At 46.6% G+C, this 24,483-nt stretch carries 20 protein-coding genes and 11 tRNA genes; 4 read left to right on the top strand and 27 right to left on the bottom strand.

The window, feature by feature from the left end; all coding sequences use genetic code 11:
• Complete coding sequence (locus ACQ4N8_RS20160) at positions 1-402, bottom strand: DoxX family protein (protein WP_430706137.1); 402 nt, start codon at positions 400-402, stop codon at positions 1-3.
• Between the two features lie 146 nt (positions 403-548).
• Here ACQ4N8_RS20160 and ACQ4N8_RS20155 point away from each other — a divergent pair, with 146 nt between their 5' ends.
• On the top strand, positions 549-1,100 hold the full coding sequence (locus ACQ4N8_RS20155; protein ID WP_430706136.1) for a helix-turn-helix domain-containing protein: 552 nt from the start codon (positions 549-551) through the stop codon (positions 1,098-1,100).
• Positions 1,101-1,185: 85 nt separating this feature from the next.
• Here ACQ4N8_RS20155 and ACQ4N8_RS20150 read toward each other — a convergent pair whose 3' ends face one another.
• From ACQ4N8_RS20150 to ACQ4N8_RS20120, 7 genes are all read right to left on the bottom strand, one after another.
• Positions 1,186-2,601, bottom strand: coding sequence for a glycoside hydrolase family 1 protein (locus ACQ4N8_RS20150; protein ID WP_430706135.1), 1,416 nt, complete (start codon positions 2,599-2,601; stop codon positions 1,186-1,188).
• 69 nt (positions 2,602-2,670) lie between these two features.
• Entirely contained in the window at positions 2,671-3,420 is a 750-nt protein-coding gene (locus ACQ4N8_RS20145; protein ID WP_430706134.1) for a ChbG/HpnK family deacetylase, read from the bottom strand.
• Between the two features lie 33 nt (positions 3,421-3,453).
• A complete protein-coding gene (locus ACQ4N8_RS20140) occupies positions 3,454-4,881 on the bottom strand; it encodes a PTS transporter subunit EIIC (RefSeq protein ID WP_430706133.1) in 1,428 nt (475 codons plus the stop codon).
• A gap of 99 nt (positions 4,882-4,980) precedes the next feature.
• Entirely contained in the window at positions 4,981-5,808 is an 828-nt protein-coding gene (locus ACQ4N8_RS20135; protein ID WP_430706132.1) for a PRD domain-containing protein, read from the bottom strand.
• Between the two features lie 86 nt (positions 5,809-5,894).
• Positions 5,895-6,467, bottom strand: coding sequence for a PTS sugar transporter subunit IIA (locus ACQ4N8_RS20130; protein WP_430706131.1), 573 nt, complete (start codon positions 6,465-6,467; stop codon positions 5,895-5,897).
• A gap of 226 nt (positions 6,468-6,693) precedes the next feature.
• Positions 6,694-7,413, bottom strand: a complete 720-nt coding sequence (locus ACQ4N8_RS20125) for an IclR family transcriptional regulator (protein WP_430706130.1) — start codon at positions 7,411-7,413, stop codon at positions 6,694-6,696.
• A gap of 219 nt (positions 7,414-7,632) precedes the next feature.
• A complete protein-coding gene (locus tag ACQ4N8_RS20120; protein WP_430706129.1) occupies positions 7,633-8,235 on the bottom strand; it encodes a cysteine hydrolase in 603 nt (200 codons plus the stop codon).
• Between the two features lie 266 nt (positions 8,236-8,501).
• Here ACQ4N8_RS20120 and ACQ4N8_RS20115 point away from each other — a divergent pair, with 266 nt between their 5' ends.
• The 3 genes from ACQ4N8_RS20115 (at position 8,502) to ACQ4N8_RS20105 (ending at position 11,522) form a co-directional block, all read left to right on the top strand.
• The gene (locus ACQ4N8_RS20115; RefSeq protein WP_430706128.1) at positions 8,502-9,365 is read left to right on the top strand and encodes an SDR family oxidoreductase; all 864 of its coding nucleotides are present in this window, start codon (positions 8,502-8,504) and stop codon (positions 9,363-9,365) included.
• Positions 9,366-9,443: 78 nt separating this feature from the next.
• Complete coding sequence (locus ACQ4N8_RS20110) at positions 9,444-10,775, top strand: metallophosphoesterase (RefSeq protein WP_430706127.1); 1,332 nt, start codon at positions 9,444-9,446, stop codon at positions 10,773-10,775.
• A gap of 129 nt (positions 10,776-10,904) precedes the next feature.
• Positions 10,905-11,522 (top strand): pyridoxamine 5'-phosphate oxidase family protein, encoded by a 618-nt coding sequence (locus ACQ4N8_RS20105; RefSeq protein WP_430706126.1) that lies wholly within the window; start codon positions 10,905-10,907, stop codon positions 11,520-11,522.
• Between the two features lie 142 nt (positions 11,523-11,664).
• Here ACQ4N8_RS20105 and ACQ4N8_RS20100 read toward each other — a convergent pair whose 3' ends face one another.
• The 19 genes from ACQ4N8_RS20100 to ACQ4N8_RS20010 form a co-directional block, all read right to left on the bottom strand.
• A complete protein-coding gene (locus ACQ4N8_RS20100; protein WP_430706125.1) occupies positions 11,665-11,868 on the bottom strand; it encodes a helix-turn-helix domain-containing protein in 204 nt (67 codons plus the stop codon).
• Between the two features lie 211 nt (positions 11,869-12,079).
• Positions 12,080-13,912: a glutamine--fructose-6-phosphate transaminase (isomerizing) gene (gene glmS, locus ACQ4N8_RS20095; RefSeq protein WP_430706124.1), complete on the bottom strand. Its 1,833-nt coding sequence runs from the start codon at positions 13,910-13,912 to the stop codon at positions 12,080-12,082.
• Positions 13,913-14,632: 720 nt separating this feature from the next.
• Positions 14,633-15,973 (bottom strand): phosphoglucosamine mutase, encoded by a 1,341-nt coding sequence (gene glmM, locus ACQ4N8_RS20090; protein WP_430706123.1) that lies wholly within the window; start codon positions 15,971-15,973, stop codon positions 14,633-14,635.
• A 106-nt stretch (positions 15,974-16,079) separates the two neighbouring features.
• Entirely contained in the window at positions 16,080-17,450 is a 1,371-nt protein-coding gene (locus ACQ4N8_RS20085) for a CdaR family protein (protein WP_430706122.1), read from the bottom strand.
• Positions 17,443-18,273, bottom strand: coding sequence for a diadenylate cyclase CdaA (gene cdaA, locus ACQ4N8_RS20080; RefSeq protein ID WP_430706121.1), 831 nt, complete (start codon positions 18,271-18,273; stop codon positions 17,443-17,445). Before cdaA ends, ACQ4N8_RS20085 begins: the two co-directional genes overlap by 8 nt.
• Before the next feature lie 246 nt (positions 18,274-18,519).
• Complete coding sequence (locus ACQ4N8_RS20075) at positions 18,520-19,140, bottom strand: zf-HC2 domain-containing protein (protein ID WP_430706120.1); 621 nt, start codon at positions 19,138-19,140, stop codon at positions 18,520-18,522.
• Positions 19,141-19,272: 132 nt separating this feature from the next.
• A complete protein-coding gene (gene sigW, locus ACQ4N8_RS20070) occupies positions 19,273-19,848 on the bottom strand; it encodes an RNA polymerase sigma factor SigW (protein ID WP_430706119.1) in 576 nt (191 codons plus the stop codon).
• Between the two features lie 207 nt (positions 19,849-20,055).
• Positions 20,056-22,851, bottom strand: coding sequence for a phosphoenolpyruvate carboxylase (gene ppc, locus ACQ4N8_RS20065; RefSeq protein WP_430706118.1), 2,796 nt, complete (start codon positions 22,849-22,851; stop codon positions 20,056-20,058).
• Positions 22,852-23,433: 582 nt separating this feature from the next.
• A tRNA-Gly gene (locus tag ACQ4N8_RS20060) sits at positions 23,434-23,507 on the bottom strand.
• Positions 23,508-23,520: 13 nt separating this feature from the next.
• Positions 23,521-23,597: transfer RNA gene (locus tag ACQ4N8_RS20055), tRNA-Pro, on the bottom strand.
• A gap of 53 nt (positions 23,598-23,650) precedes the next feature.
• Positions 23,651-23,727, bottom strand: a tRNA-Arg gene (locus ACQ4N8_RS20050).
• A 6-nt stretch (positions 23,728-23,733) separates the two neighbouring features.
• Positions 23,734-23,808, bottom strand: a tRNA-Gly gene (locus tag ACQ4N8_RS20045).
• 5 nt (positions 23,809-23,813) lie between these two features.
• Positions 23,814-23,897, bottom strand: a tRNA-Leu gene (locus ACQ4N8_RS20040).
• Positions 23,898-23,929: 32 nt separating this feature from the next.
• Positions 23,930-24,005: transfer RNA gene (locus ACQ4N8_RS20035), tRNA-Lys, on the bottom strand.
• 10 nt (positions 24,006-24,015) lie between these two features.
• Positions 24,016-24,090, bottom strand: a tRNA-Gln gene (locus tag ACQ4N8_RS20030).
• A gap of 7 nt (positions 24,091-24,097) precedes the next feature.
• A tRNA-Val gene (locus ACQ4N8_RS20025) sits at positions 24,098-24,173 on the bottom strand.
• 65 nt (positions 24,174-24,238) lie between these two features.
• A tRNA-Glu gene (locus tag ACQ4N8_RS20020) sits at positions 24,239-24,313 on the bottom strand.
• Positions 24,314-24,321: 8 nt separating this feature from the next.
• Positions 24,322-24,397, bottom strand: a tRNA-Thr gene (locus ACQ4N8_RS20015).
• A 3-nt stretch (positions 24,398-24,400) separates the two neighbouring features.
• Positions 24,401-24,476: transfer RNA gene (locus ACQ4N8_RS20010), tRNA-Asn, on the bottom strand.
• Positions 24,477-24,483 lie beyond the last annotated feature (7 nt).

The following is a 24,483-nucleotide window of genomic DNA, read 5'->3' as shown; positions in this document are numbered from 1 at the left end:
TTATGGATTTCGTTTGTTAAAAATAATACGGTCGATCGAGAGATGAGACTCTGTTATTACTAGATGCAACAAAACTAAAATAAACCCAAGGTCCAGTTCATATCCAGCCATTTGTCCATTGCCAAGAAGCCCGGCCGATAGCTTCGCTGTTATAATTGCACCAATGAGTGTAACAATAAGAATCACCGATACATAACGAGCAAACAACCCCACAATCAACATGATACCGCCAATAAGTTCAATCACCGCTACGACATAAGCCAGGAATCCAGGTATTCCCAAGGAGCTAAACCATACTTCTACATTACTAAGTCCCATTTGAAACTTATCTACACCATGGAATACGAATATGATGCCCAGCACCACTCGCATAATAATCGAAACAACATTCGATTTTGTCATACAAATTCTTCCCTTCATAAAATATTAGTAATAAAAATATAATTTCTATATGAGTAATTTAATACAGACCGCATTGACTTGTCAACAAAAAAATTGATAATATGAAATTAAGTTTCGTATTACAAATATTTTAAAGGTGTGATCAGATGGATATTGGCTCTACAATACGAGCAATCCGGAAGCGAAAAAATATTACTATCGCCCAGATATGCGAAGCAACCGGCCTATCCCAGGGCTTTATGAGTCAGGTAGAAACGAATAAGACCTCCCCTTCCATCTCGACGTTGGAAAGTATCGCCCTAGCCTTGAAGGTACCGCTGGCTTATTTACTTTTAAAAAAGGACGAACGGATGCGGATTGTTCGCAAAGACGGACGAACAATCACAACGAGCGGCCCTGAGCATTTAAGGGTTGAGCATTTGAGCTCGACAAAGAATGTGAGAATGATGCTTGTGGAATTCCCAATTGGAGCTTCGACAGGAGAAGTTCCACATGCTCATGAAGGCGAGGAAGTCCATGTAGTCATTAAAGGAAGAATATACGCGGAACAAGGGGAGGACGGTGCGGAATTTAAAGAAGGCGATTCTTTCAGTTGGAACGCGTGTACCCCCCATTTAGTAAGGAATATAGGTGAGGATACGGCGATCGTGCTGATTTCCATCTACACGGAGAATGAGAACGGACAAGACCTCATATAGGTGAAAAGCCCTCGATCGTGCCTGGATGGCCGAGCAGGGCTTTTCGCAATTTATATGTCACTTAAGTAATCTTGTTCTAGTCCGTCTAGAGGAACAGGCTCTGCCCATTACTTTCTATGACGTCCTTATACCAGTAAAATGACTTCTTCCGATAACGTTCAAGCGTTCCTGATCCGTCATCATTACGATCAACATAGATTAAGCCATATCGTTTTTTCATTTCAGCAGTCGACGCACTAACGATGTCAATGCATCCCCATACCGTGTAACCTATAAGTTCCACTCCATCTTCGATGGCCTCCGCAACTTGAATCAGGTGTTGCTTTAAATACTCGATCCGGTAATCGTCAAAGACTGTCTTCTCTCCTCTATCATCCGTGATCAATTGATCAACAGCACCCAGTCCATTTTCAACGATAAATAGTGGTTTTTGATAACGGTCGTAGAACGTGTTCAAAACATACCGTAGGCCTTGAGGATCGATCTGCCACCCCCATTCGCTCGATTTCAAGTATGGATTAGGCACTCCTCCAAACAAGTTGCCCTCCCCTCTAACTTGCTTCTCTGGGTCGGCCGTTTCGCATATGCTCATGTAGTAGCTGAAAGAAATGAAATCCACTGTATGTTTTAAAATTTCTTCGTCTCCTGGCTCGAAATGGATACTTATGCCATTCTCTTTAAAAAACCGTTTCATGTAACTTGGGTAACACCCTCGTGCATGAACGTCGCCAAAGAACAGATTTTTGTGATCGTATTGCAAAACCTTAATCACGTCACTCGGATTAGGGGTAAGTGGATACGCAGGCATACTGAGCACCATGCAACCGATTTTGAACTCCGGATTAATCTCATGCCCGATCTTCACAGCCATTGCGCTCGCAACAAGCTCATGATGGCAAGCCTGATACAATTCTTGCATAGTTAGTTTTTCCTTTGGAGTGCTAATTCCCCCGCTCATAAAAGGAGCCTCCAGGATTGAATTAATCTCATTGAAAGTCAGCCAGTACTTCACCTTATCTTTATACCGGCTAAATATCGTACGGGCATACCTTTCATAGAAGCCCACCAACTTGCGATTTGCCCAACCGTTGTATTCTCGTGCAAGGTGCAACGGTGTTTCATAATGAGAAATTGTGACTAGCGGCTCTATACCATATTTTCTGCATTCGTCGAACAAATTGTCGTAGAACTGCAGTCCTTTTTCGTTCGGCTCCATTTCGTCCCCTTTTGGAAAAATACGTGACCAAGCAATAGAGGTACGGAACACCTTAAAGCCCATTTCGGCAAATAGTTTGATATCCTCTTTATAACGATGATAAAAATCAATCCCCACCAACTTAAGATTCTCTTCGACTGGAATGTCAGTTGGAAGTGTTTTTATACCGTGAGGCGTTACATCCTGTATAGACCAGCCTTTACCATCTTCCTGATAAGCTCCTTCTAACTGGTTAGCGGCGACGGCACCGCCCCACAAAAAATTCTTCGGAAATTGTAAGCTCATTTTTATTTCCCACCTTTATAATGTAAAATTCAAATTTATTCCAATGCGAATGTATCTTCTTTAACCCACTTATAGGTCATCGTAAGTGATTAACTCTATTCCTGATTCATTTATCCATTCTTTTGTCTTTGGATCGCACAACATATCGACTTCCATGGGTCTAGGCAAGGTAAGTGACGAATTTTTCAGAAGATATCCGTCTAAATATCCAGGATGACAAATAAACATATGATACTCATCTTTTTGTGCATTTTCCAAAGCTGTTCTTAACGATTCAAACGGAACGTAATCAGGCTTCATACTGTCCATATGGAATTTAATATCCTTGCTCCCAATCTTCACCGGACTGCCGTCCATAGAGAACCCTGAATATTTAAGGCCGTATTTTTCCGCGACAATTTCCAATCCTTTAAAGAAATTAGCGCTGAACACGGCATGTCCTTCAAAATAACGCGGAGGCTCGCCGACAAGTTCGACAAATCTATGAAATTGTGCTTCGATTTCTAAAATAACTTCATCCAGAACGACAAAGTCTTCTTTTGTTTGACGGTAATCTCGCGATGATTTAAACTCCCCATTTTCATTTGTTATGCTCGGTATTAAGGAAGGAGGCGTAAGCGGTCTGCCGAGACATATATTGGTGTGTTGTCCCAGACAAACATTTGTACCTTTTAGCAGATCCAGCCCGTGAATAACAGTAGGCATGTTGGGCATTACTCCCACGCTTCCAATAATGCCTTCCTTTACACTTTTAGCAATGCCATAATTTACTCCCTCGGAATACCCTAAGTCATCAGCTCTTACTAATAATTTGATCATAATGTTCTCCCCCACTACGAAATACCACGTTTTTTAATGATTTTCGGTACCTTTCACTACAATAGGATCATCTTTCTTAAATCCAAGGAAATACGTAGCGATTGCGGACACAATAAAAGCAATTGTTGCAGCAATAATGCCATTTACCAAATTGGACATTGGTCCGCCTGCAAATCCAATAACAGCCAAAAAGCTTGCTACCGGGATCAGTGTATAAGCAGTGACTCCTGTGATTCCGGCATAGAGGCCGCCAGCAAATCCACCGATAATCAATCCCAGAAAAGGACGTTTATACCGCATGCCTACACCATAAAGCCCGGGTTCCGTCACTCCGCCAATAAGTGAAGCTATAAAAAAGCCGATTGAGAGACCCCGCTGGTCCTTCTCTTTAATGCGAAGACCTGCTCCCAGACACATTCCCGCAACAGCCAAGCTGGCTACCACAGCAGCAGGAGTAACTAAAGCTTCATGTCCGTTTGTAGAAAAAGCAAGGATCAGCGCAGTCAACAGTACAATATGCATTCCGCTCATTACCAGAAACTCATAGATGGCCGCAATAATAGCCACTCCAAGGAAGCCTGTAACACCAGACAAACCTAGTAGTCCATTGCTGACATAACTTCCTACAAAGGAGCCTGCCGGCCCAAGGACCGTAAGAGCAATGGGAAGCATAATAAGAATAGTTAAAGATGGCGCCAAAATCGTTTTCATTGTATTAGGTAGATACTTTTTAAAGAACTTCTCAATGTAAGACATGACCCACACTGACATGATAATCGGCAGAATAGTACTGGAATAGTTTTGCACTTTACTTGGAATTCCAAATACAGAAAAGTCAGTTCCTTTAGCCGCAATATCAATAAGGGTAGGATGGATCATAATTCCACCTAAAAACATGGCTAATACTGGCGTTGCGCCGAACTTTCTGGCAGCCGTAAAACCAACTACAATTGGGAAGAAGTAGAAACCCGCATCTCCTACAAATGTCAACAAAGTATATAAATCACTGGATTCATTTATCACTCCAAGCATGCTCGGGCCGAGTAATGCTACAAGTAACTTAAACATGGAGGCGGCTAACAGTAGTGGGATCAGAGGCGTAAGACAGCCGGCAATACCATCAAGGATACCGCTTCCAATTGATTTTAAAGTAATTTGTTTTTTCTGCCCTTCAGAACTCTCCTCAGATTTTGCATTATTGTCGAGTCCAGCGATTGAGCTCAGAGACTTGTAAACTTGATCAACGGTCTGCCCAATCACTACTTGGAACTGCCCTCCGGCGCTTACTGTACCTAAGACTCCTGGAATTTTTTTGATTTCCTCTGCATTGGGAATACTCTCATCTTTAAGGTTAAATCGCAATCTGGTCATACAATGAGTAACTGTTGTGATATTGTTTGTTCCCCCGACTGCCTTTAATACCTCACTAGCTGTCTTTTCAATTTTTTCGTTTTGAGCCATGTTTATCACCCCTAAATTTAATAAAAAAACCCAAAGCTAATATGAGCAATCACTCACATCAACTTTGGGTAATGCCTCCATTACGAGTTACAATCCCATTTAAATTTTTGAATTACGAACGATACGATATATATGCATCATCAAGTACAATATTTCATCTTCTGTACATTTAGAGTCAAGTTTTTCATCAATAAATTTTGCGATCAAATAAGCACATTCGTAGACTTGGGGATTTAATTCTTTAATTGCTTCTATGAGGGAAGCGTTATCATCTTTAAATTGCGATTTATTGTTTACTCTCTTCAAGAAATATCTCAAGTGAGTAGCAAAACGATTATAGTTAAAGTCTTTTCTATCAATAACTATAGAATAGAAATCTTCAATCTTTTCGGCGATTTCTAAGATCAGCGCCTCCGTGGCAATACCCTCGTCAGGCTCCCTTTCTTCTTCTGCGTTAACGAAATGCATTGCAATGTTCGTGATTTCACTATCGGGTAATCTTATCGACAACTTCTCATGAACAAGTTCAACCGCATATTTTCCGAGCTCTGTTTCTTTGGGATACAGCTGTTGTACGTCATAAGAAAACAACATTTGCATTTCTTTATAATTCTGCATCCGGATAAGTGCAAAGTTAATATGATCCGCGAGACCAACTACAAGGTTGGGATTTAAATTACTTTTAATTTCTGACTGTGCCTTTTTTACAATAAGGGCCGCAACTTCAAACACGTTCTCTGGAATTTCCTGTATAAATTGATACAAGTTACGATCGACTCTGTAAAAAGTCATTGAAATTTGACTCAAATCAGATATTTCATATGGCATAGTTGGAAATCCAATACCTTTACCAAAAGCAATTAATTCATTATTATTTCCATCTACACACAAGGCTACATTGTTATTAATCTTTTTGATCACCTTCATAGGGACCCCACCTTTAATCGTCTAATTGTAGGGTAATGTTCAAGACTAAGAGCGAAACGTTCTTACCCATCAAGTTAAGTCCACTTCTAAGTAGAGACAAGTAGCAATTGTTCAGTGTGATCAACGATATCTTTACTAATTACCTGAACCCCTGAAAAATCCCCAGTGTTTGATATGATTATCGGTGTTGTAACATCAAAGCCTGCAGACTTAATACCCTCCACATCAAATTCTAGCAACAAATCACCTTTCTTAACTTTTTGACCCTGTTTTACCATTGGATTAAAATATTTTCCTTTTAACTTCACGGTATCTTGGCCGACGTGAATCAGTACTTCAACACCGCTTACACCCGTAATTCCAAGAGCATGTCCAGAAGGGAAAATATTTGTCATTACACCATCTACTGGCGCATAAACTTTACCTTGACTTGGAATAATAGCAATTCCCTTTCCCATTGCCTCCGACGAAAATGCTTCATCATTCACAGCGCTAAGTGGAACAACTTGACCTTTCATCGGACTGGAAACAATAATATCAACGGAACCTTGCTCACCTCCTGGTTTTTGTTGTGATGCTCCAGAAACTTTATTAATGAACCTACCAAATAAGCCTTTTTTACTTCCAGTCTGCTCTACAGAAAAGTTCTCTTTTCCCATGACTCTGCACTCCTTTTAGGATATCCGTTATTCACTACAACCAAACACCTATATAGCATAAATTATGGAATAATATAAAAAGGCATAGCCCAAAACATGTCCAATTCTACATGTTTTGGGTTATGCCTTTTCAGTAACAATCCCATAATTAAAGTATCATATTAAGTTACCTTTGACAAGTAGAAAAGTATGCGTTTTCTTTTGAATTCTCTGCTTTGAAATTTTGTTATCTTTCGGTTAGAGCAGCTGAAATTTGGTGAGAAAACCGCCGAACAAGTTTACTGTTCTCTTCATCCATTTCTCTTGATACTCGAACCGAAGGTCCCGATATTGCTACTGCAGCAGCAACTCGTCCGGCTCTCCAAATTGGTGCTGCAATACAACGAACCCCTGGTTCTGTTTCCTCATTATCAATGGAAAACCCGGCTGATTTGACCTGTTCAAGCATAGTAAAGGAAGCATTCTGTTCATCAGACAAATTTGCTATATATTGTTCTTGTATGTTAGGCGGTTGAAACGCTAATATACATTTCCCTATGGCACTTTGATACGCCGGAAGCTTATCTCCTCTTTCATAATGCGTCCTTGTAGCGTAGCGGCCGGGGATAATATGAGTTGCAATGACGTGAGCACCGCTTAAAATACCAATAAATACAGTTTCTCCTGTTAACTCTCTAAACTCATCTGAAACCCGAAGAATACTGGAGTCCAAGTCGAAATTAAAGCTATTGTCCTGAAGACTCTGGATCAGTTGTCCTGATACAGAGTAGGTGCTATCGCTGTTCTTCTCAATTAAATGGTTTTGCTCCAACGTATTAACCAGCCGATATGTAGTACTTCGGTTTAACGAAAGCATCTCCATGATCTCAAGTACTGACAGGCTGCCTTTTTCAATGATTAACCACAATATATCAATGCCCTTTTTTAAAGTGCCAACCTCATTCACAATGATCCGTCTCCTAAACATAGTTAGTCTATCGTTCATTCATTATAACCAAGTGACTAATCAATTTAAAGGAGACCTTTTAACAAAGGAACAGCTCATATGAACGGTAACTAGTACCGAACAAACTGAGCTGCTCCTTGGACATAGCGCAACCTCTCCGTGGCAATTCAATCCGGTTTAGAACTGTACCAAGATAACATTGGCTATGCAGCCTTTTGTTTATCCTAAACTTTCGATGATTTCCTCAGTAGTCATTTTGGTTGCTATGTTGTTCATTGCGTAGTCTAAAGCCGCTCTCTGCCACTCTTCATTGATTGTCGCTGTACCGTCCGTCGCAATAGTAACGTTGTAACCAAAGTCCGCACCATCTCTGCAGGTGTGCTCAACAGCCATATTCGTCCATACACCTGTCACAATAATATTTTCAATACCTAGCCCTCTCAGTAAAGTATCCAGTTGAGTACCATTAAAAGCACTCATACGGGACTTCTCGATTACAAAGTCACCTTCTTGTGGCTCCACTCCAGTGACAGGCGCAGCTCCCCAAGTTCCTCTTACAATACTTCCCGTTTCTGCAATTGCTCTGAATATTGGAGCTCTATTCCCAATACCCTTCGCGCCTTCTTCCACTACGAAATGGTTATGAAAAACCGGTACGCCTACTTCTCTCGCTTTATTTGCGATCGCCTTAATATTCTCAACCACATTCTGTTTCTCAGCGTGTTCTACAGCTCCGGATGTTTCGAATTTCCCTCCTTTAATAAGGTTGTCATTCTGCAAGTCAATAATCAGCAAGGCTGTTTTATGGATATCAAACTTCATGGTTTATCTATCCTTCCCTTTAGGTGGTTTGTGAAATTAGTCAGAGCAATTAATCCTTATTAAGTATAGGATTACTCATTAAAAATGTCAAATAAAGATACAAGGTCAATTAAAATATCAAATATAGGGATTTTATTTTGTGAGCATAGCCTTAAAAGTAACTATTAAGTTACTTAGTAATAAAAAGGTGCCTTATTGCACTACCGGTATAACGACTATATAGTGCAATTAACACTTATGTGAAATTAATTACTAGGAGGTATAACGTGAAAACTATAGTGGACTTATTTGGATATAAGGGAAAAAATGTTGTAATTACAGGTTCTGCTTCTGGTATGTCACGAGCTGCTACAGAATTATTAATAGCCTTCGGCGCTAATGTTTATGCAATCGACCGCAGTGACATTGATTTGCCAGTTTATGAAGCCATCAAGGGTGATCTTGCGAATAAAAATACAATCGACATGGCTATCGCCGAGTTGCCTAAAACTATTGATGCTTTATTTGTGTGCCATGGAATGGCTCTCATTAAAGGAAAAGAAAAATTAATTCAGCTTGTTAACTTTATAGGACAACGATATATTGTTGAAACTTTATTGCCCCGAATTGCTGATGGTGGATCCGTGTCATTCATTTCATCTTCAGGTGGATATGGATGGGAGTCTAAGATGTCTTTAATTAGCGAGATCCTTGCTTGTCCTACATTCGAAGCTCAATCTAATTGGGTCGATGAACACCTTGAAATATTCTCTGATGGTTATTCTTCAGACGCCTATTGCTTCTCTAAACAATGTTTAAACGCCTATGTGAAGTCTAAGGTTCGTTCGGAAGAGTTTATTGGCAGAAAGATTCGCATTAATGCTGTCGCCCCAAGTTATACAACCAGCGGCTTAACTAAGGATTTCAATCTAGCTGTAAGCCAGGATGGCAGTGAAGAAAGTGGCGAACAACTCATGCATGATTTATTCTTGAAGAGCTGGAATGGTCGCCCCGGAAAACCTGAGGAAATGGGTTATCCTTTAGTGGTTGTAGGAAGTGATATCTGCAGCTATTTAAGTGGTCAAATTATTTATATCGATTTTGGTTTAACTGGCGAGACCGACTATAACAATGCTCTCCAAAATGTGTGAATCGCATCGATATAACAGCTCATCTTATTGTATCGATCAGCATTTTATATATATGAGTTGTGGAGGTATCCCAAGCAGATGAGATTTAAGAAATCTTCGTTCAAAATTATCTTCCTCTGCTGCCTGCTTACTATAGTCGGATGCAATTCTTCTGCAAATAAAGCAAATTCCATTAACGATCTATATGCGATAACCAATTTTTACGTAGCTACCGATCTTCACTATATAAGTCACTCTCTTCACGATAACAGAGAAGCCTTTCAGGCCTTTATTAAGAGTGGTGACTCCAAAATGCTTAACTATTCTGAAGAGTTATTGGATGCTTGGATGCAGCAAGTGATTAATGCCAGACCAAAGGCAGTGATTCTTAGCGGAGATCTAACAAACAATGGTGAAAAAGTCAGCCATGAAGAACTTGCAAAAAAACTTGGCATTATTAAAAATTCGGGTATAGAAGTTTATGTTATTCCTGGTAACCATGATATCCTGAATCCTTGGGCAAGAAGTTTTAAAGAGGAAGAGCAGCTAAAAACGGATTACATTTCACCTCAGCAATTCGAAGTAATCTACGCCGATCTTGGCTATAACCAAGCAGTGGACAGAGATCAGGATTCTCTAAGCTATCTCGCCAAATTGTCCGACAATCTTTGGGTTTTGATGCTAGATACAAGCATATATGACCGAAACTTAGATGTCGGCTACCCTGTAACGGAGGGGGAACTATCACAATCAACACTCGCATGGATAGGTGAACAGGGCGCATTAGCCAAAAAAGCTGGAACACAAGTCTTCGCCGTAATGCATCACAATCTCATTGATCACAGCGAACTTTCCTCACTGGGATTTACGATCAACAACAATGAACAAGTAATTGCACAGCTTAAAGCTGCCGGGATAAACCTTGTGCTATCCGGTCACAGCCACATACAAGACATTCGTTCCCAAGACCAGATGATTGATGTTGCTACAAGTGCCTTTGTAGTCTATCCTCATCAGTTTGGAGACCTTCACTATATGGATTCGTCCGCAGTCCTGGAATACACCACCAAGAAGATTGATGTTGAAAGTTGGGGGAGATCTGCAAAACCTAATAATGTGGACCTTACGAAATTCACAGAGTACTCGACTGATTTCTTCCGGCAGAACTCTTATGATAAAGTCTATAAATCGCTCTCCTCACAAAATTACTCAGATGAAGAACGAGATAAGATGGCCCGGGTTATGACGGAACTAAATCTGCATTACTTTGCCGGCACAGTAAATGAAATGGATAAAAATTTCATTTATTCGGATGGGATCAAGTTATGGAACACGGCGAAACCCCAATTCCTAAAGACTTATGTCTTAAGCATGTTGAAAGATACCAAAGAAAATAATCGCACCTCCATACAATTATCTTCAGCTAAATGATCTTTTGGTTTCTTAAGCAACAACCACTGTTCGTGATAGGTTAGTCAATAATAAAAAGGTGCTTACTTACATGTCTGTGCTCTGGGGGTTATATTAGCTTTTCAGTATGTAAAGGGGGAGTAATATATAATGAAGTTTCACACATTATCAGCATTGCTAATGTTTACATTAATATTTTCAGCATGCTCGGATAACAACAATGTCCTGCCTGCTTCAACACCAATGGTGAAACCTACCACAACCGCTAGCCCTGCACCACCCCTCAACAAAATCAACTCTGAAGATACTGCTCCTATTTTTGTGCAAGATTATAGAGGACTCGATGACAACATGAAACGAATTGTAGAGTTTTTGACCGACCACAAAGAAGTACAGATGGCAACGGTTGGAATTGATGGGAAGCCAGCGATACGGACGATTCAATTTCAACTATACGAAAACGGCAGAATCTATTTTCAGACCGATACCAATGCTTCTTTGTATGAAGATCTGCAGAAATATCCCTATATTGAATTTGTCTCCAGCAACTCGGATTACACCGAATCGCTAAGAATAAGCGCCAAAGTTGTTTTTGAATACAACTACAATTTATTAAAACTCACTCTGGACAGGTTTCCGAACATAAAAAAGATTTATGGCTCGGCAGATAACCCCATATTGACAATGTTCTATATCGATCATGGCTTGGCATCCATCTATGAGTTTTCAAACGAGAGACAAGAAACGACGCTGCGGTATGAATGGTAAAGTCACTAAAGAATTAATTTGTAGCGATGGCAGCTTTTAAGTTTAACTATACTCTCTAAGATATTCATTATTCCCGATCATCGATGACTTGAGGATATGCGGAGTAAATTACACAAGTTACTCTGTTCTCTATAACGATATGTCAGTTTTCTTCGTCAAATAACCAGTTTAAATCAACTCCAAAATGTTTCCTAAGCTCTCTCAGAGTCTCAGCAGAGGGCTTTGTTTTTCCCTGTTCGATTTCACTAAGTCTCCCCTGGGAAATCCCGATTTTCTCCGCAAAAGCAATTTGGTTTAAATCATACTTTACACGTATTAGCTTTACTTTCTCGCCAATGCTCTTCATCAAACAAGCCCCCCATTCATTTCATAAAAAGCCGTCCTCTGAATAGGAGGACGGCTCATGATGATAGGTGTAATTCCGCTCTTATGACTGTATTGATGCCATTAAGAGTTAGAACACAACTTTTTTGTTATTTCTTTATACAGATCAAAACTTTATTGTTCAGAGCAATACTTTATTGTAATGAATCAAATATTTATGCGTAGTTCAAAGTTTACTCCACCGTCACGCTCTTCGCCAAGTTTCTTGGCTTGTCGACATCGTTGCCGCGGGCCAGGGCAGCGTAGTAGGCGAGCAACTGCAGCGGTACGACGGACAGGGCCGGCGTCAGCAATGGCAGCGTCTTCGGAATGGCCATGGCTTGGTCGACGGACTTCAGCAGGCCGGGAACGTGCTCCTCGTGCGTGATGGCCATGACGTCCGCACCGCGGGCCTTCACTTCCTTGATGTTGCTGACGGTTTTCTCCAGCACGGTATCCTGCGTCGCCAAGGCGATCACGGGAACGCCCTCTTCGATCAAGGCCAGCGTGCCGTGTTTCAACTCACCCGCCGCATACGCTTCGGAGTGGATGTAAGAGATCTCTTTCAGCTTCAGGGAACCTTCTTGCACGACGGCATAGTCGAGGCCGCGGCCGATGAAGAACAGATGCTCATGGCTGGCGATTTGCTCAGCGTAAGCTTTCACCGTATCCGCCTTGGCCAGCATGCTTTCCACTTGCTCCGGCAGCGAATGCATCGCCGCGATCACATGAGCGACTTCGTCCGCGCTTTGCGTGCCGCGCACCTGGGCCATGTACAGGCCAAGGAGGTAGAACGCGATCAGCTGCGACGTATACGCCTTCGTCGAAGCGACGGCGATTTCCGGTCCGGCCAGCGTCGCAATCACGTCGTCCGCGTCGCGGGCGATCGAGCTCCCGACCACATTGGTGATCGCCAAAACGTGCGCGCCGTTGGCTTGCGCTTCGCGCAGCGCGGCCAGCGTATCGGCCGTCTCGCCGGATTGGCTGACGACGATCACGAGCGTTTCCGGCGTAATGAGCGGCGAACGGTAACGGTATTCCGAGGCGACGTCGTTCATCACCGGAATCCGCACCAGCTGCTCAATGGCGGTCCCGCCGACCAGTCCGGCATTATAGGCCGTACCGCAAGCGATCACGTGGATGCCCGTCAAGCTGCGGATTTTCTCGTCTGTCAGCTTGAGTCCCGGAAGCACGACTTTGCGTCCGCTCTCGTCGATCCGGCCCAGCATCGTGTCGCGGTAAGCCTTAGGCTGTTCGTGGATCTCCTTCAGCATGAAATGATCGAAACCGCCCTTTTCCGCGGTCACCGCGTCCCAATCGACACGAATCATTTCCCGAGAAATAAAATTCCCTTCAATGGTCATCAATTCGACAGCATCCTTCGTCAGTACCGCCATCTCGCCGTCATTCAAAATATACACGTTGCGCGTGTAATTCAACAATGCCGGAATGTCGGAACCGATAAAGTTCTCCCCGTCGCCGAGACCGATGATGAGCGGGCTGGCTTGACGGACAGCGACAAGCTTGTTAGGCTCATACTCCGTCAGCACCCCCAGCGCAAACGCGCCGCGCATATAGCTGATCGCTTTCTGAACGGCCTTCACGATATCGCCTTGATATTCGCGGGCCACCAGATGGGAAATGACCTCCGTATCCGTCTCGGATACAAACACATACCCTTGTTCGATCAGTTCTTCCTTCAGTTCCAGGTAGTTCTCGACGATGCCGTTATGCACGACCGAAAACTTCTGGCTGTGGTCGGTATGCGGATGAGAATTGACGTCAGACGGTTTGCCGTGCGTTGCCCAACGGGTATGGCCGATCCCGGCTGATCCCGATAGCGGCGCATCCTCCAGCTTCGATTCCAGGTTAGCCAGCCGGCCCAGCGATTTCGCGATTTTCAGTCCTTCCGACGTAAACACCGCAATGCCGGCCGAATCGTACCCGCGGTACTCCAGCTTTTTAAGTCCATCAATCAACACCGACTGCGTATCCCGATTCCCAATGTATCCAACAATACCACACATAATATTTATTTCCTCCGTTTCATTCTTACAAGATGGTTTTTGGCCGTAAGAGCGAATGCGGAAGAATCCTTGCGCGGTACACCGAGACAGAACTATTCAATTGTCAAAAAAGTGAATGATGCTATTTTCGATTTTCAGCCATTTTTCACGAATGTCCATGTTGCTCCGTCTACCGCGGCTTTCTTCCGCGTTGCTTGCTTACGTACACTCATGATTTTCCTATGAATGTTATTATCCATCTGCCCGCACGGTTTGTGGGAACGGTCGCCCATTCCTTTTGCCGATGCGGTTACGGTGCGATGCAACACCGGGAGGCCCCCGCCGAACATTCCGAACACCTCCACCTCGTCAGCTATCATTTGCCGTTCCGATCGAATCTACAAGCTTAAGGCCCCATCCGTCGCTTGCAGGCTGGCCTTCCGCCCCTGCTGATTGGCGATGCATCCGTTGCCTCTAGCTTTAATGTAATCCCGTAGATCCGGCGTACGCGCGAAATGTAGCTCTGGCGCTTAACTTCCGGTAACCTTACGACCCTCGCTTTCTTTTCTCGAATATGCTTAATTATATGCACCTTCACACGTTTTGGCAATGATCAAGTTGTCCTGATCGATAAGACTCGTCCGGTTCCCCTTTGGACCTAAAGCAAAAACCGCCGTCGGGAATCTCTCCCGTCCGGCGGTCCGTCTGGACCTAAATGAACGATTGATCTATATGATCGCGTTATACCAGTTGTTTCTCCACGACATCCACGATCTGCGAAACCAGCTTCTCCAGCTCCGTTTTCTCCGGCCCTTCGGCCATGACGCGGATTAGCGACTCGGTTCCCGACGGACGTACGAGCACGCGGCCGTTATCGCCAAGCTCGCGCTCCACGTCGGCAACCGCTTCAGCAATCGCCGGATTTCCGGCGAATTTGCTCTTGTCCTGCACGCGGACGTTGACGAGCACCTGCGGATACTGCTTCATAACCTTCTTTAGCTCGCTCAGCGGCTGGCCGGAGGAGAGCAGCGTATCCACCAGTTGAATGGCCGTCAGAATCCCGTCCCCGGTCGTGTTATAGTCCAGGAAGATCACGTGCCCGGACTGCTCCCCGCCCAGATTATATCCGCCGCGCAGCATTTCCGCCATGACGTAGCGGTCGCCGACTGCGGTTTGCTGGGTGTTCAACGCCAGTTTCTTCGTCGCCTTGTAAAACCCGAAGTTGCTCATGACGGTCGACACCACCGTGCTGTCCTTCAACCTGCCGGCCCTGTTCATCGCGTCGCCGCAGATACACAGGATATAGTCGCCATCCACTTCTTCCCCCTGCTCGTCAATCGCGATCAGACGGTCGGCATCCCCGTCGAAGGCCAGGCCCAGATGGGCGCCCAGGCGGACGACCTCCTCCTTCAGCCGTTCCGGATGCGTTGATCCGCAGTGGTCGTTGATATTCAAGCCGTTAGGCTCCGCGGCAAGGGTATGCACCTCCGCTCCCAGCTCGCGGAACAGCATCGGTGCCAACTCGTAAGCCGCTCCATTAGCGCAGTCCAGAACGACCTTGAGCCCTTTGAACGAAGAGGTGATCGTCGTCTTCAGATGCTCCAAATATTTCAGCTTGGAATCGTTGTCGATCGTGACCGTTCCCAAACCTCCCCCTACCGGACGAGGCAACTCATCGCTTTCCTTGTCGAGCAGCGCTTCGATCTCCAGTTCCGTTTCGTCGGACAGCTTGAAGCCGTCGCTCCCGAAAAACTTGATTCCGTTGTCCTCCACCGGATTGTGAGAGGCCGAGATCATCACGCCGGCGTCCGCTTTCAGCAGCCGCGTCAAGTAAGCCACGGCCGGCGTAGTAACCACGCCCAGACGGATTACGTCCGCACCGATCGACAGCATCCCCGCCACCAAGGCGGACTCGAGCATGACGCCGGAAATCCGCGTGTCCATCCCGATCACGACCTTAGGCTTGTGCGCCTGGCCCGTCAGCACGTATCCTCCGCAGCGTCCGATCTGATAAGCCAGCTCCGCCGTTAATTCTTTATTGGCAATCCCTCTTACTCCATCCGTTCCAAAATACTTCCCCATGATTTCACTCCTTCAACATTTTGCAAAGGACCGTACCGCGAATTCCGACCCTAAGGTCCGCTGTCCGGTCTACATCCCAATTTCGTTGGTGCCGTTTATCGCGAAATTACTCGCCTTCGCCGGACGTGTCATTTCCTTTGTTTGCGCCGTTCTCCTCATGAAGAGGAGGCGTTTCATTTCCGGCCGGGTTCTGGCCGTTCTCCGCTTGATTTGCATGATCTTCAGGTACCCCTGAGGCCGGGTTCCCTTTTTCCGTTAGCTCCACGTCAACCGTCGGCGTTTGGCCGGGTTCGGCCAGTTCCACATAAGCCGGCAGCTTAATCTCCACCGGAACGGTGTGGGCGCCTGGTCCGAGATTCGTCAAATCGGCCGTAACCTCAATGTCTTCCGGCTTCAGAGCGCTCAGCGTCTCGTTCGTCCCCAGGAGCGTCAGCGATATTCGATGATCGGCCGGTTTGATCCATTTCACGTCATAAAGCGAATTCCCGTTCTTGAGCGTGACCGGTATACCGTCGATCTGCCTTTGGCCAGCCGGCATGACATTCAATGTGACCGTGACGGAGCTCGGCTCGATTTTCTCAAAACCTTCCGGAGGAGTCAAGTCCACCGAGAATTTAGTCTCAGCCAACCCGTCAAATCGGCTCAGATCGACCGTGACCGGATAGGAGGATATACCCTCCAGCGCTTCTTTGGTGCCGTACAGGACCACGCCTTCTACGTCGGTATCGATTCCGGCCAGCACATAACCCGCCGGCAAATGGCCCGTTCTGCGCACCTCCAGAGGCACGTTTTTATACAGTTTATTAATAGGTACATCGACATCCACGGAGCCCGGAGAAATCTCCGCGTTATCCATTGCTTCCCCTTGCTTATCATATGCCGTCAGCTTGACGCTTTTTCCTTTGACCGATTCCTTCAACCCGGTTACGTCCACAGTCCCCTGAACCTTGCCCAGCTCTTCCGCTTCGCTGGCCGGCAAAGTTACGTCTACGGTCCCATCCCCCGAGATAATCGGCGTACCCAGAACCAGGTTTTCGGCCGGCTCCCCTTTTGTGACGATGGTCACGGGGACGGTCCGGGTCTCCTTGGCCTCGATGGTGACCTTGACGATCGAGGGATCCATCGAAATCAGCTGCACCCCGGGAGGAAGCTCATGGGTCAACGGAAGCGTAAATGTCCCGGGACCTACATTTTCCAAATTCAACTTGACTTTATAATCGGAAAAGTTCGTCGTCAGATCGATGCGTTTTCCTTTGACCTCCATGCGGACCGTATTGGGCTCCAGATCGTACAGCACGTACTTCTCCTCGTCGAACCCGGTCACTTCGATCTTCACGTTATCGATCATCTTCGGTTGTGCCAGCGTGGTTGTATCCACGGGAGTCCCGCTGTCCAAATGCACCATGGCCCATAAAATAATGCTGAAAACAAGCGCGATGACTTTCGCGAAATTGTTATGCGTCAGCCATTTATCCATTTTTGCCGGCCTCCTTCCTTCTGCGGAAAGGCCCGCGTTTCTCCGTAGTGCCGGAATTAGGACCCAATTCCTCATATAGCTTGGAGATTAGGGATTCTTCGTTAATGTCCCGAACGACCTGTCCGTCGATCGCCAGCGAGATTTGCCCCGTTTCTTCGGAAACAACGATAGAGACGGCATCGCCGACCTCACTGATCCCGATGGCGGCGCGGTGCCGGGTTCCGAGCTCCTTGCTGATAAACGGATTCTCCGACAAAGGCAAATAACAAGCGGCCGCGGAGATTCTATGGCCTTGGATGATGACTGCCCCATCATGAAGCGGCGTGTTGGGAATGAATATATTGATCAGAAGCTGCGAAGAAATGATCGACTGCATCGGAATGCCCGATTCAGTGTATTCATTAAGTCCCGTTTCGCGTTCAAAAACAATAAGGGCACCTATTTTTCTACGCGATAAATAATTCACGGACTTAATGATCTCGCCGATTTCCTTCCCGAACTCTTCCTCATCGGCGCTATTCCGGCCGAACAGCTTGCCCCGTCCAAGCTGCTCTAACGCGCGTCTGAGCTCCGGCTGGAAAATAATAAAGATCGCCAGCACGCCAAACGTAAACATCTGATTCATCAGCCATTTCAACGTATACAAATCGAACCACGTACTTACGGCCCAAATCACGATCAAAACGAGAATCCCCTTCAGCAGTTGAATGGCTCTCGTTCCGCGCAGAAGCAGTATTAAGTGGTACATAATATAGGTAACGATCAGAATATCAACGACATCCTTGATGCTATCCTGCCAAGTCAGATTCGTAAAATAGTTCATGGTGTGACCCCCGGAATGTTCCTTGCGGGCGTATGGCCCGCCGACAAGGAAACGATATGTACAGCATAAATGCTTGTCTCTATAAGGTTCCCCTAACTACTAGGTTATAACGTTCACAAGTCAGATGCAAGCCTCCAGTAAAAATAGGATCATTTCGTATCTAATGCATTTTTTTCCTGCAGGAACACAAATAAAAAAGCGCCGATTCCCCAATGGGAGGCGCCAATTCATCGTACACTGCCTTCCTTACCTATAAGCGACTTCCGTAAACGTGTTGGTGATCCGGTACCAGATCCAATCCAGCGCCTGGTCGATCTGCTTGACCTCGCCCGAGATATGCGCCGTGGAAGCCTGGTAGTAAGTACCGTCAATGACCGTCAAATTACCTTCAACCTCACCATAGATCTCGGCTTTGCCGTTTTCTATCGTCAAGTTGCCGGCAATTTTGGAATTGCTCGGTACGGTGACCGTATCGCCTTGAATGATAACCTGGTCGAGGTCCGCCCCTTTTACGACGAGTTGATCGTCGGTATCCCAGAAGGATACGGCGCTAAACAGCATGACCAGCAAAAACATCGCCGCTGCCGTCAATGCCGGATGGCGTTTAATCCATAGGATCCAAGCCTGTTGCTTTGGCTGATTCGGGATCTGGCTGATGATCCGGTTCACCAATTCATCGGGAGCCGATAGGTTGGTATGCTGTTTAATGGTGGCGAACAACATCATCTCGGTTTGCTCCAGTTCCCTGAATTCCTTCTGGCAATCGGGACAAATCATAAGATGCTGCTTCAGCTGTTCGGCATGGTCGCGGCTCAATTCGCCGTCCAAATAATCATGCATCAATGAGGAGGCTTGTTTGCATTCCATATCAGCCAATCCTTTCAGTGTTCAATCTATGCGAAAAAGCGGAGTGCATGGCGGGAATATAGTCGTCCTACCTTACAATACGTTGCGGCTGTCAAATCGTTTCATAAAAAAAGTCCGATTAAGATTCCCGAATCAGAACATTTTGTGTTCCAATTTTTTGCGCAAAAATTCGCGGCCCCGATGCACGCGAGTCTTCACGGTCGTTACCGGCATGTCCAGCACGTCGCTAATTTCCTGCAGCGACATTTCCTGCAGATAACGCAGCATGATCACCGACTTGTATTTGGCCGGCAGCCCCTCGATCGCTTGATGAATCGTCTGCTGCGTTTCCGACAAGAGGTATTCCGTTTCCGGCGTCCGTTCATCCCCCGGGATCAGCGTATAGCCATCCATTCCTTCTTGATCGTTCATTTCGGCATCCAGATAATAGCTCGGCTTGCGCTTACGCAGCCGGTCAATGCATAAATTGGTCGCAATCCGGTAAATCCACGTGGAGAATTTCTGCTTATCGTCATACCGGCTCCAATTTTTGTGCACCCTTAAAAACGTCTCCTGAACGACATCCTCCGCCTCGTGCCGGTTGGACAACATCCGGTATGCCAAATGAAAAAGCTTATCCTTATATAAATCGACAAGTTCGGCGAACGCTCCCTGGTCCCCTTTCCGGGCCAGCTTCACCAGTCTTGCATCGAAATGTTCCACCACCATATTTTCCCCCAGATCCTTTGGAAGGGCTCAGACGCTTGCACCTTGCATGTCCGGCTTTCGTTCCCCTTGCGCTTGACAAAGGGCACATTCCGTCGTCGGCACTTCATTCAAATGTTAATGCAACTTTCCGCAAATTGCAATACATTAAGCAAAAGCCGGGCCTTCTCGAGAAGGCCCGGCCGTATGTTCTTCTTGTCTGCCCGGGTATCAACCCGTATTCCGGAGTCCGGCGGCAATTCCATTAATGGTAAGCAATACTTCCCGCAGCAGCTCGGCATCATCCTGCCCTTGATCGCGAACGGTGCGCAGTTCGCTTAACAGCTGAACCTGCAAATAGCTAAGCGGATCGACGTATGGATTACGCAAGCGGATCGACTCCTGCAATCCCGGAACATTGTCGAGGATTTCGGAAATGCCCGCGATCTTCAGCACCATGTCCCGCGTCCGATGGAACTCCTCTTCGATTTGCCCCAGGATGCGCTCTTTAACGTCCGTATCGGAGCACATTTTCGCATATTCCTTGGCGATGACAAGATCAGCCTTGATTAACGCGAACTGCAACGTATCGACGATGGACGTAAAGAAGGAGAAGTTCCGGTACATGTCCTGCAATACCTTGAGGTTCTCTTCCTTGTTCTGATAAAAATTCATCAGGCCGGTACCGGCCGCATACCATGCCGGGAACAAATACCGGCTTTGCGTCCAGGCAAACACCCATGGAATCGCGCGAAGGTCTTCAAAGCGATCGCTATTCTTGCGTTTGGATGGCCGGGAGCCGATGTTCAGCTCGCCCACCTCAACCAGCGGCGTCGATTCGCGGAAGAACTTCAGGAAGTCCGGCTCGCGGAATACCAGATCCTGATATTTGTCCAACGACGTTTCGGAAATGCCCGCCATGATCTCTTCCCAACGTTCTTCTTCCGGATTCGACTCCTGGTGCAGCTTAGCTTGAATCGCCGCAGTAATCAAGGCTGACGTCGCATGCTCCAAGCTGCGGTAGGCGATGCCCCGCAGGGAGTAGCGCGAAGAGATCACTTCGCCTTGCTCGGTGATTTTGATCCCGCCCCCAATCGTTTCCGGCGGTTGTACGAGGATGCTGCGATTGAGCGGCATGCCCCCGCGGCCCAGCGCGCCTCCGCGGCCATGGAAGAACTTCAGCTTCACGCCGAACTCGGTGGCGGCCGCTGTAATTTGCTTCAATGCGACGCGCAGCTCCCAGTTAGCCGTGACGACGCCGCCGTCCTTGTTGCTGTCGGAATAACCGAGCATGATCTCCTGCAGGTCGTTCATCGCAGCCACTGACTGGCGGTAAATCGGCATACGGAACAACTGGCGCATGATGCCCGGTGCGGCATGCAGGTCGTCGATCGTTTCGAACAGCGGTACGGATTGCAGCGTGCAGGTCACCGTTCCGTCGGCTTCTTTACGGAACAGGCCTACTTCTTTCGAGAAAACCATGACCTCGAGAATATCGCTAGCCGCCTCCGTCATACTGATCAGATAGCTGGTGATGCACTGTTGGCCGTATTCTTTTTGCGCCAGATAAACCGTGCGGTACACTTCCAGGCATTCCTTCGTGCTTTCACTATACTCCTGGTATGGCGAAGTCAACGGACGCGGATCATTCAGCAAGCGCTCCAGCAATCGCACTTTCTCTTCTTCTTCCAATTCGGCATAGTTAGCCACAATGTTCATGTTGGCCAATATTTCCGTCATGGCGTTCTCATGCTCTTTGCTGTGCTGGCGGATATCCAAGGTAGCCGTATGGAAACCAAATAGCTCCACCTGGCGGATCAGTTTTTTGATATGGGTATCGGCCACATAATCCGCATAATGATGACGCAAGCTGCGGTCGATGATCTTCAGGTCTTGGATAAACGAATTCACGTCGGCATAACGTTCCGGCGTTTCTTTAGTCGTATCGTCCAAAAGGTTATGCAGCTTCTCTGTCATATAAGTCAACTTGATGCGATAAGGCTCCTTATCGTTGTTCCACTGCTGCGTCTTTCGCAACGTGACCTCGAGGCGATCCCGCTGGATGGATGCCATCAGCACATCGGTAACGTCCACGATGCTGGTGCTGAAGCTGAGATGCTTGAACAATTCGAACAGGATCCGCTGGTACTCGCGTACAGCCAGCTTCCGCTGCATCCGCAGCGTCTCCCAGGTCACGTCAGAGGTAACGGACGGATTGCCGTCCCGGTCGCCGCCGATCCAGGAGCCGAAGCGCAGGTAGGTAGGAACGTGCCAATAGTGTTCTGGATAATATTTGGTCAGGCAGCGCTCCAGCTCCTGATATACTTCGGGAAGTACATGAAACAACGTTTCATGGAAATAGTACATTCCGTTTCTCACTTCATCGAGCACGGTCGGCTTCCGGTCGCGAAGCTCATCGGTTTGCCAGAGGGTAATGACTTCATTAAGCAGCTTCTCGCGAAGCTGTTCCCGTTCCCGGTAAGTCAGCGTCGGGTTATCCAACTGCATCACGTCGTCCGCAATACGTTTATGGATATCCAGGATAGCACGCCGCATCGCTTCGGTAGGGTGAGCCGTCATCACCAGTTCCAGGGACATCCCGCTCAAAATTTCCTGGGCTTCCGAGTAGCTGAATCCACGATCCTTCAGATCCTTCACGGCAGCCTCGATCGTCCCAAGTTGAATCGAGTCCCCTGCCGAACGTTCATAATCCCTTTTACGGCGGATCCGGTGATTTTGCTCGGCGATATTCACGAGTTGGAAGTAGATAGCAAAGGCACGGATGACCTGATGACGAATTCCGGGTTCCAGAGAATTGATCAATTCTTTAAACTCTTCGTGCAGTTCCGGTAAAAATACGGCTCTCAGCGATTTACTGGCTTCACGTATCTTCTCGACAATATCCAAGAGTTCGTTGCCGCCCTGATGCACAAGGACCTCTCCTAGAATATTGCCCAAAAAACGAATGTCTCGCCGGAGCAGGTTATTTGCGTTGCCTTTACCTGCGGTAACCGTTAGTTCAGTCATGTTTCTCCCCCATTTCATCCCTATTCCGTCTTTCTAAAACTTGGCTTAACATATTTGAAAGCACTTATGGGCTTCCCTTATCGATATCGCAAGTTTCACGGCCACTCGGGGCCCCTGCTAGGCTAAACGGACGTCGCAAGACGTTTCTTAACATAATACAATAAACTTCCCTGAAAATCTTCACTTAATTTGTAAGAATTTACGAAACCTTGACTTTCCCAAGTCATGCACTCTGACTAATTATCCGCAATGATTTATATCACCAATCGAATCCAAGGCCGGGAGCCTTTGTTACGTAAGCATTTCGGGCGTTAGTTGCAGAGGTACGGCCTCATAATTATGCATGATAATGAGAACGGCCCTATAGTACTTCTGGCTGCCGAGGAAAATGTTGCTTTCCTTAAACCGTATGCAGAGCCACGTGTCGGTTATTTTACCCGGCCTAACTACCCTAACACGGTAAAGCAATAAAATGCAAGGATAGAAGTATAGGAAATCATGGTTGAATGCCCCAGGTCGTACTGATTTTCGCAAAATTATAACAAAAAACATCATCGGATTAGATGATGTTGCTGTTATGTATGGAGCGGGTGATGGGAATCGAACCCACGCTACCAGCTTGGAAGGCTGGAGTTCTACCATTGAACTACACCCGCACCTGAATATAAATGGTCGGGACGACACGATTCGAACATGCGACCCCCTGGTCCCAAACCAGGTGCTCTACCAAGCTGAGCTACGTCCCGTTAATCAAAGTACAGTTACAGCGCGTTGAAACGCCAAACTTATTAAATTTAAATGGCGCGCCCTGAGAGATTCGAACTCCCGACCTTTTGATTCGTAGTCAAACGCTCTATCCAGCTGAGCTAAGGGCGCATAATATGGAGCGGACGACGGGAATCGAACCCGCGACCCTCGCCTTGGCAAGGCGATGCTCTACCGCTGAGCCACGTCCGCATAAATGGTGCGCGTGGAGGGACTTGAACCCCCACGTCAAAGACGCTAGATCCTAAGTCTAGTGCGTCTGCCAATTCCGCCACACGCGCACAAATCCTAATGATTTTACCTAAGGGTAAAATGGTGAGCCATGAAGGACTCGAACCTTCGACACCCTGATTAAAAGTCAGGTGCTCTACCAACTGAGCTAATGGCTCTTAATAAAAATGGCTGGGGATATAGGATTCGAACCTATGCATGACGGAGTCAAAGTCCGTTGCCTTACCGCTTGGCTAATCCCCAATGTTCATGGTGGAGGCTGAGGGGATCGAACCCCCGACCCTCTGCTTGTAAGGCAGATGCTCTCCCAGCTGAGCTAAGCCTCCGTTCTGGGACTTGCATTAACTTCAAACCAGAGAATCCTGACCCAAGTCGAAGCAATAAGAGAAAATGGTGACCCGTAGGGGATTCGAACCCCTGTTACCTCCGTGAAAGGGAGGTGTCTTAACCCCTTGACCAACGGGCCTTATGTAATGGAGCTCTCAACCGGGATCGAACCGGTGACCTCATCCTTACCATGGATGCACTCTACCTACTGAGCTATGAGAGCATATGGCTCCCCGAACAGGACTCGAACCTGTGACAACTCGATTAACAGTCGAGTGCTCTACCAACTGAGCTATCAGGGAATATTGC

It is taken from the genome of Paenibacillus macerans (assembly GCF_050565405.1).
GTDB lineage: Bacteria > Bacillota > Bacilli > Paenibacillales > Paenibacillaceae > Fontibacillus > Fontibacillus macerans_B.
This window is presented reverse-complemented; position numbering and strand designations above follow the sequence as displayed.

Excerpts from the sequence above, each read along its gene's own strand:
- ppc (WP_430706118.1), bottom strand. The coding sequence starts at position 22,851 with ATGACTGAACTAACGGTTACCGCAGGTAAAGGCAACGCAAATAACCTG.
- ACQ4N8_RS20160 (WP_430706137.1), bottom strand. The coding sequence starts at position 402 with ATGACAAAATCGAATGTTGTTTCGATTATTATGCGAGTGGTGCTGGGC.
- ACQ4N8_RS20110 (WP_430706127.1), top strand. The coding sequence starts at position 9,444 with ATGAGATTTAAGAAATCTTCGTTCAAAATTATCTTCCTCTGCTGCCTG.
- ACQ4N8_RS20105 (WP_430706126.1), top strand. The coding sequence starts at position 10,905 with ATGAAGTTTCACACATTATCAGCATTGCTAATGTTTACATTAATATTT.
- ACQ4N8_RS20130 (WP_430706131.1), bottom strand. The coding sequence starts at position 6,467 with ATGGGAAAAGAGAACTTTTCTGTAGAGCAGACTGGAAGTAAAAAAGGC.
- ACQ4N8_RS20120 (WP_430706129.1), bottom strand. The coding sequence starts at position 8,235 with ATGAAGTTTGATATCCATAAAACAGCCTTGCTGATTATTGACTTGCAG.
- ACQ4N8_RS20155 (WP_430706136.1), top strand. The coding sequence starts at position 549 with ATGGATATTGGCTCTACAATACGAGCAATCCGGAAGCGAAAAAATATT.
- ACQ4N8_RS20135 (WP_430706132.1), bottom strand. The coding sequence starts at position 5,808 with ATGAAGGTGATCAAAAAGATTAATAACAATGTAGCCTTGTGTGTAGAT.
- cdaA (WP_430706121.1), bottom strand. The coding sequence starts at position 18,273 with ATGAACTATTTTACGAATCTGACTTGGCAGGATAGCATCAAGGATGTC.
- sigW (WP_430706119.1), bottom strand. The coding sequence starts at position 19,848 with ATGGTGGTGGAACATTTCGATGCAAGACTGGTGAAGCTGGCCCGGAAA.
- glmS (WP_430706124.1), bottom strand. The coding sequence starts at position 13,912 with ATGTGTGGTATTGTTGGATACATTGGGAATCGGGATACGCAGTCGGTG.
- ACQ4N8_RS20150 (WP_430706135.1), bottom strand. The coding sequence starts at position 2,601 with ATGAGCTTACAATTTCCGAAGAATTTTTTGTGGGGCGGTGCCGTCGCC.
- ACQ4N8_RS20145 (WP_430706134.1), bottom strand. The coding sequence starts at position 3,420 with ATGATCAAATTATTAGTAAGAGCTGATGACTTAGGGTATTCCGAGGGA.
- ACQ4N8_RS20075 (WP_430706120.1), bottom strand. The coding sequence starts at position 19,140 with ATGGAATGCAAACAAGCCTCCTCATTGATGCATGATTATTTGGACGGC.
- ACQ4N8_RS20085 (WP_430706122.1), bottom strand. The coding sequence starts at position 17,450 with ATGGATAAATGGCTGACGCATAACAATTTCGCGAAAGTCATCGCGCTT.
- ACQ4N8_RS20140 (WP_430706133.1), bottom strand. The coding sequence starts at position 4,881 with ATGGCTCAAAACGAAAAAATTGAAAAGACAGCTAGTGAGGTATTAAAG.
- ACQ4N8_RS20100 (WP_430706125.1), bottom strand. The coding sequence starts at position 11,868 with ATGAAGAGCATTGGCGAGAAAGTAAAGCTAATACGTGTAAAGTATGAT.
- glmM (WP_430706123.1), bottom strand. The coding sequence starts at position 15,973 with ATGGGGAAGTATTTTGGAACGGATGGAGTAAGAGGGATTGCCAATAAA.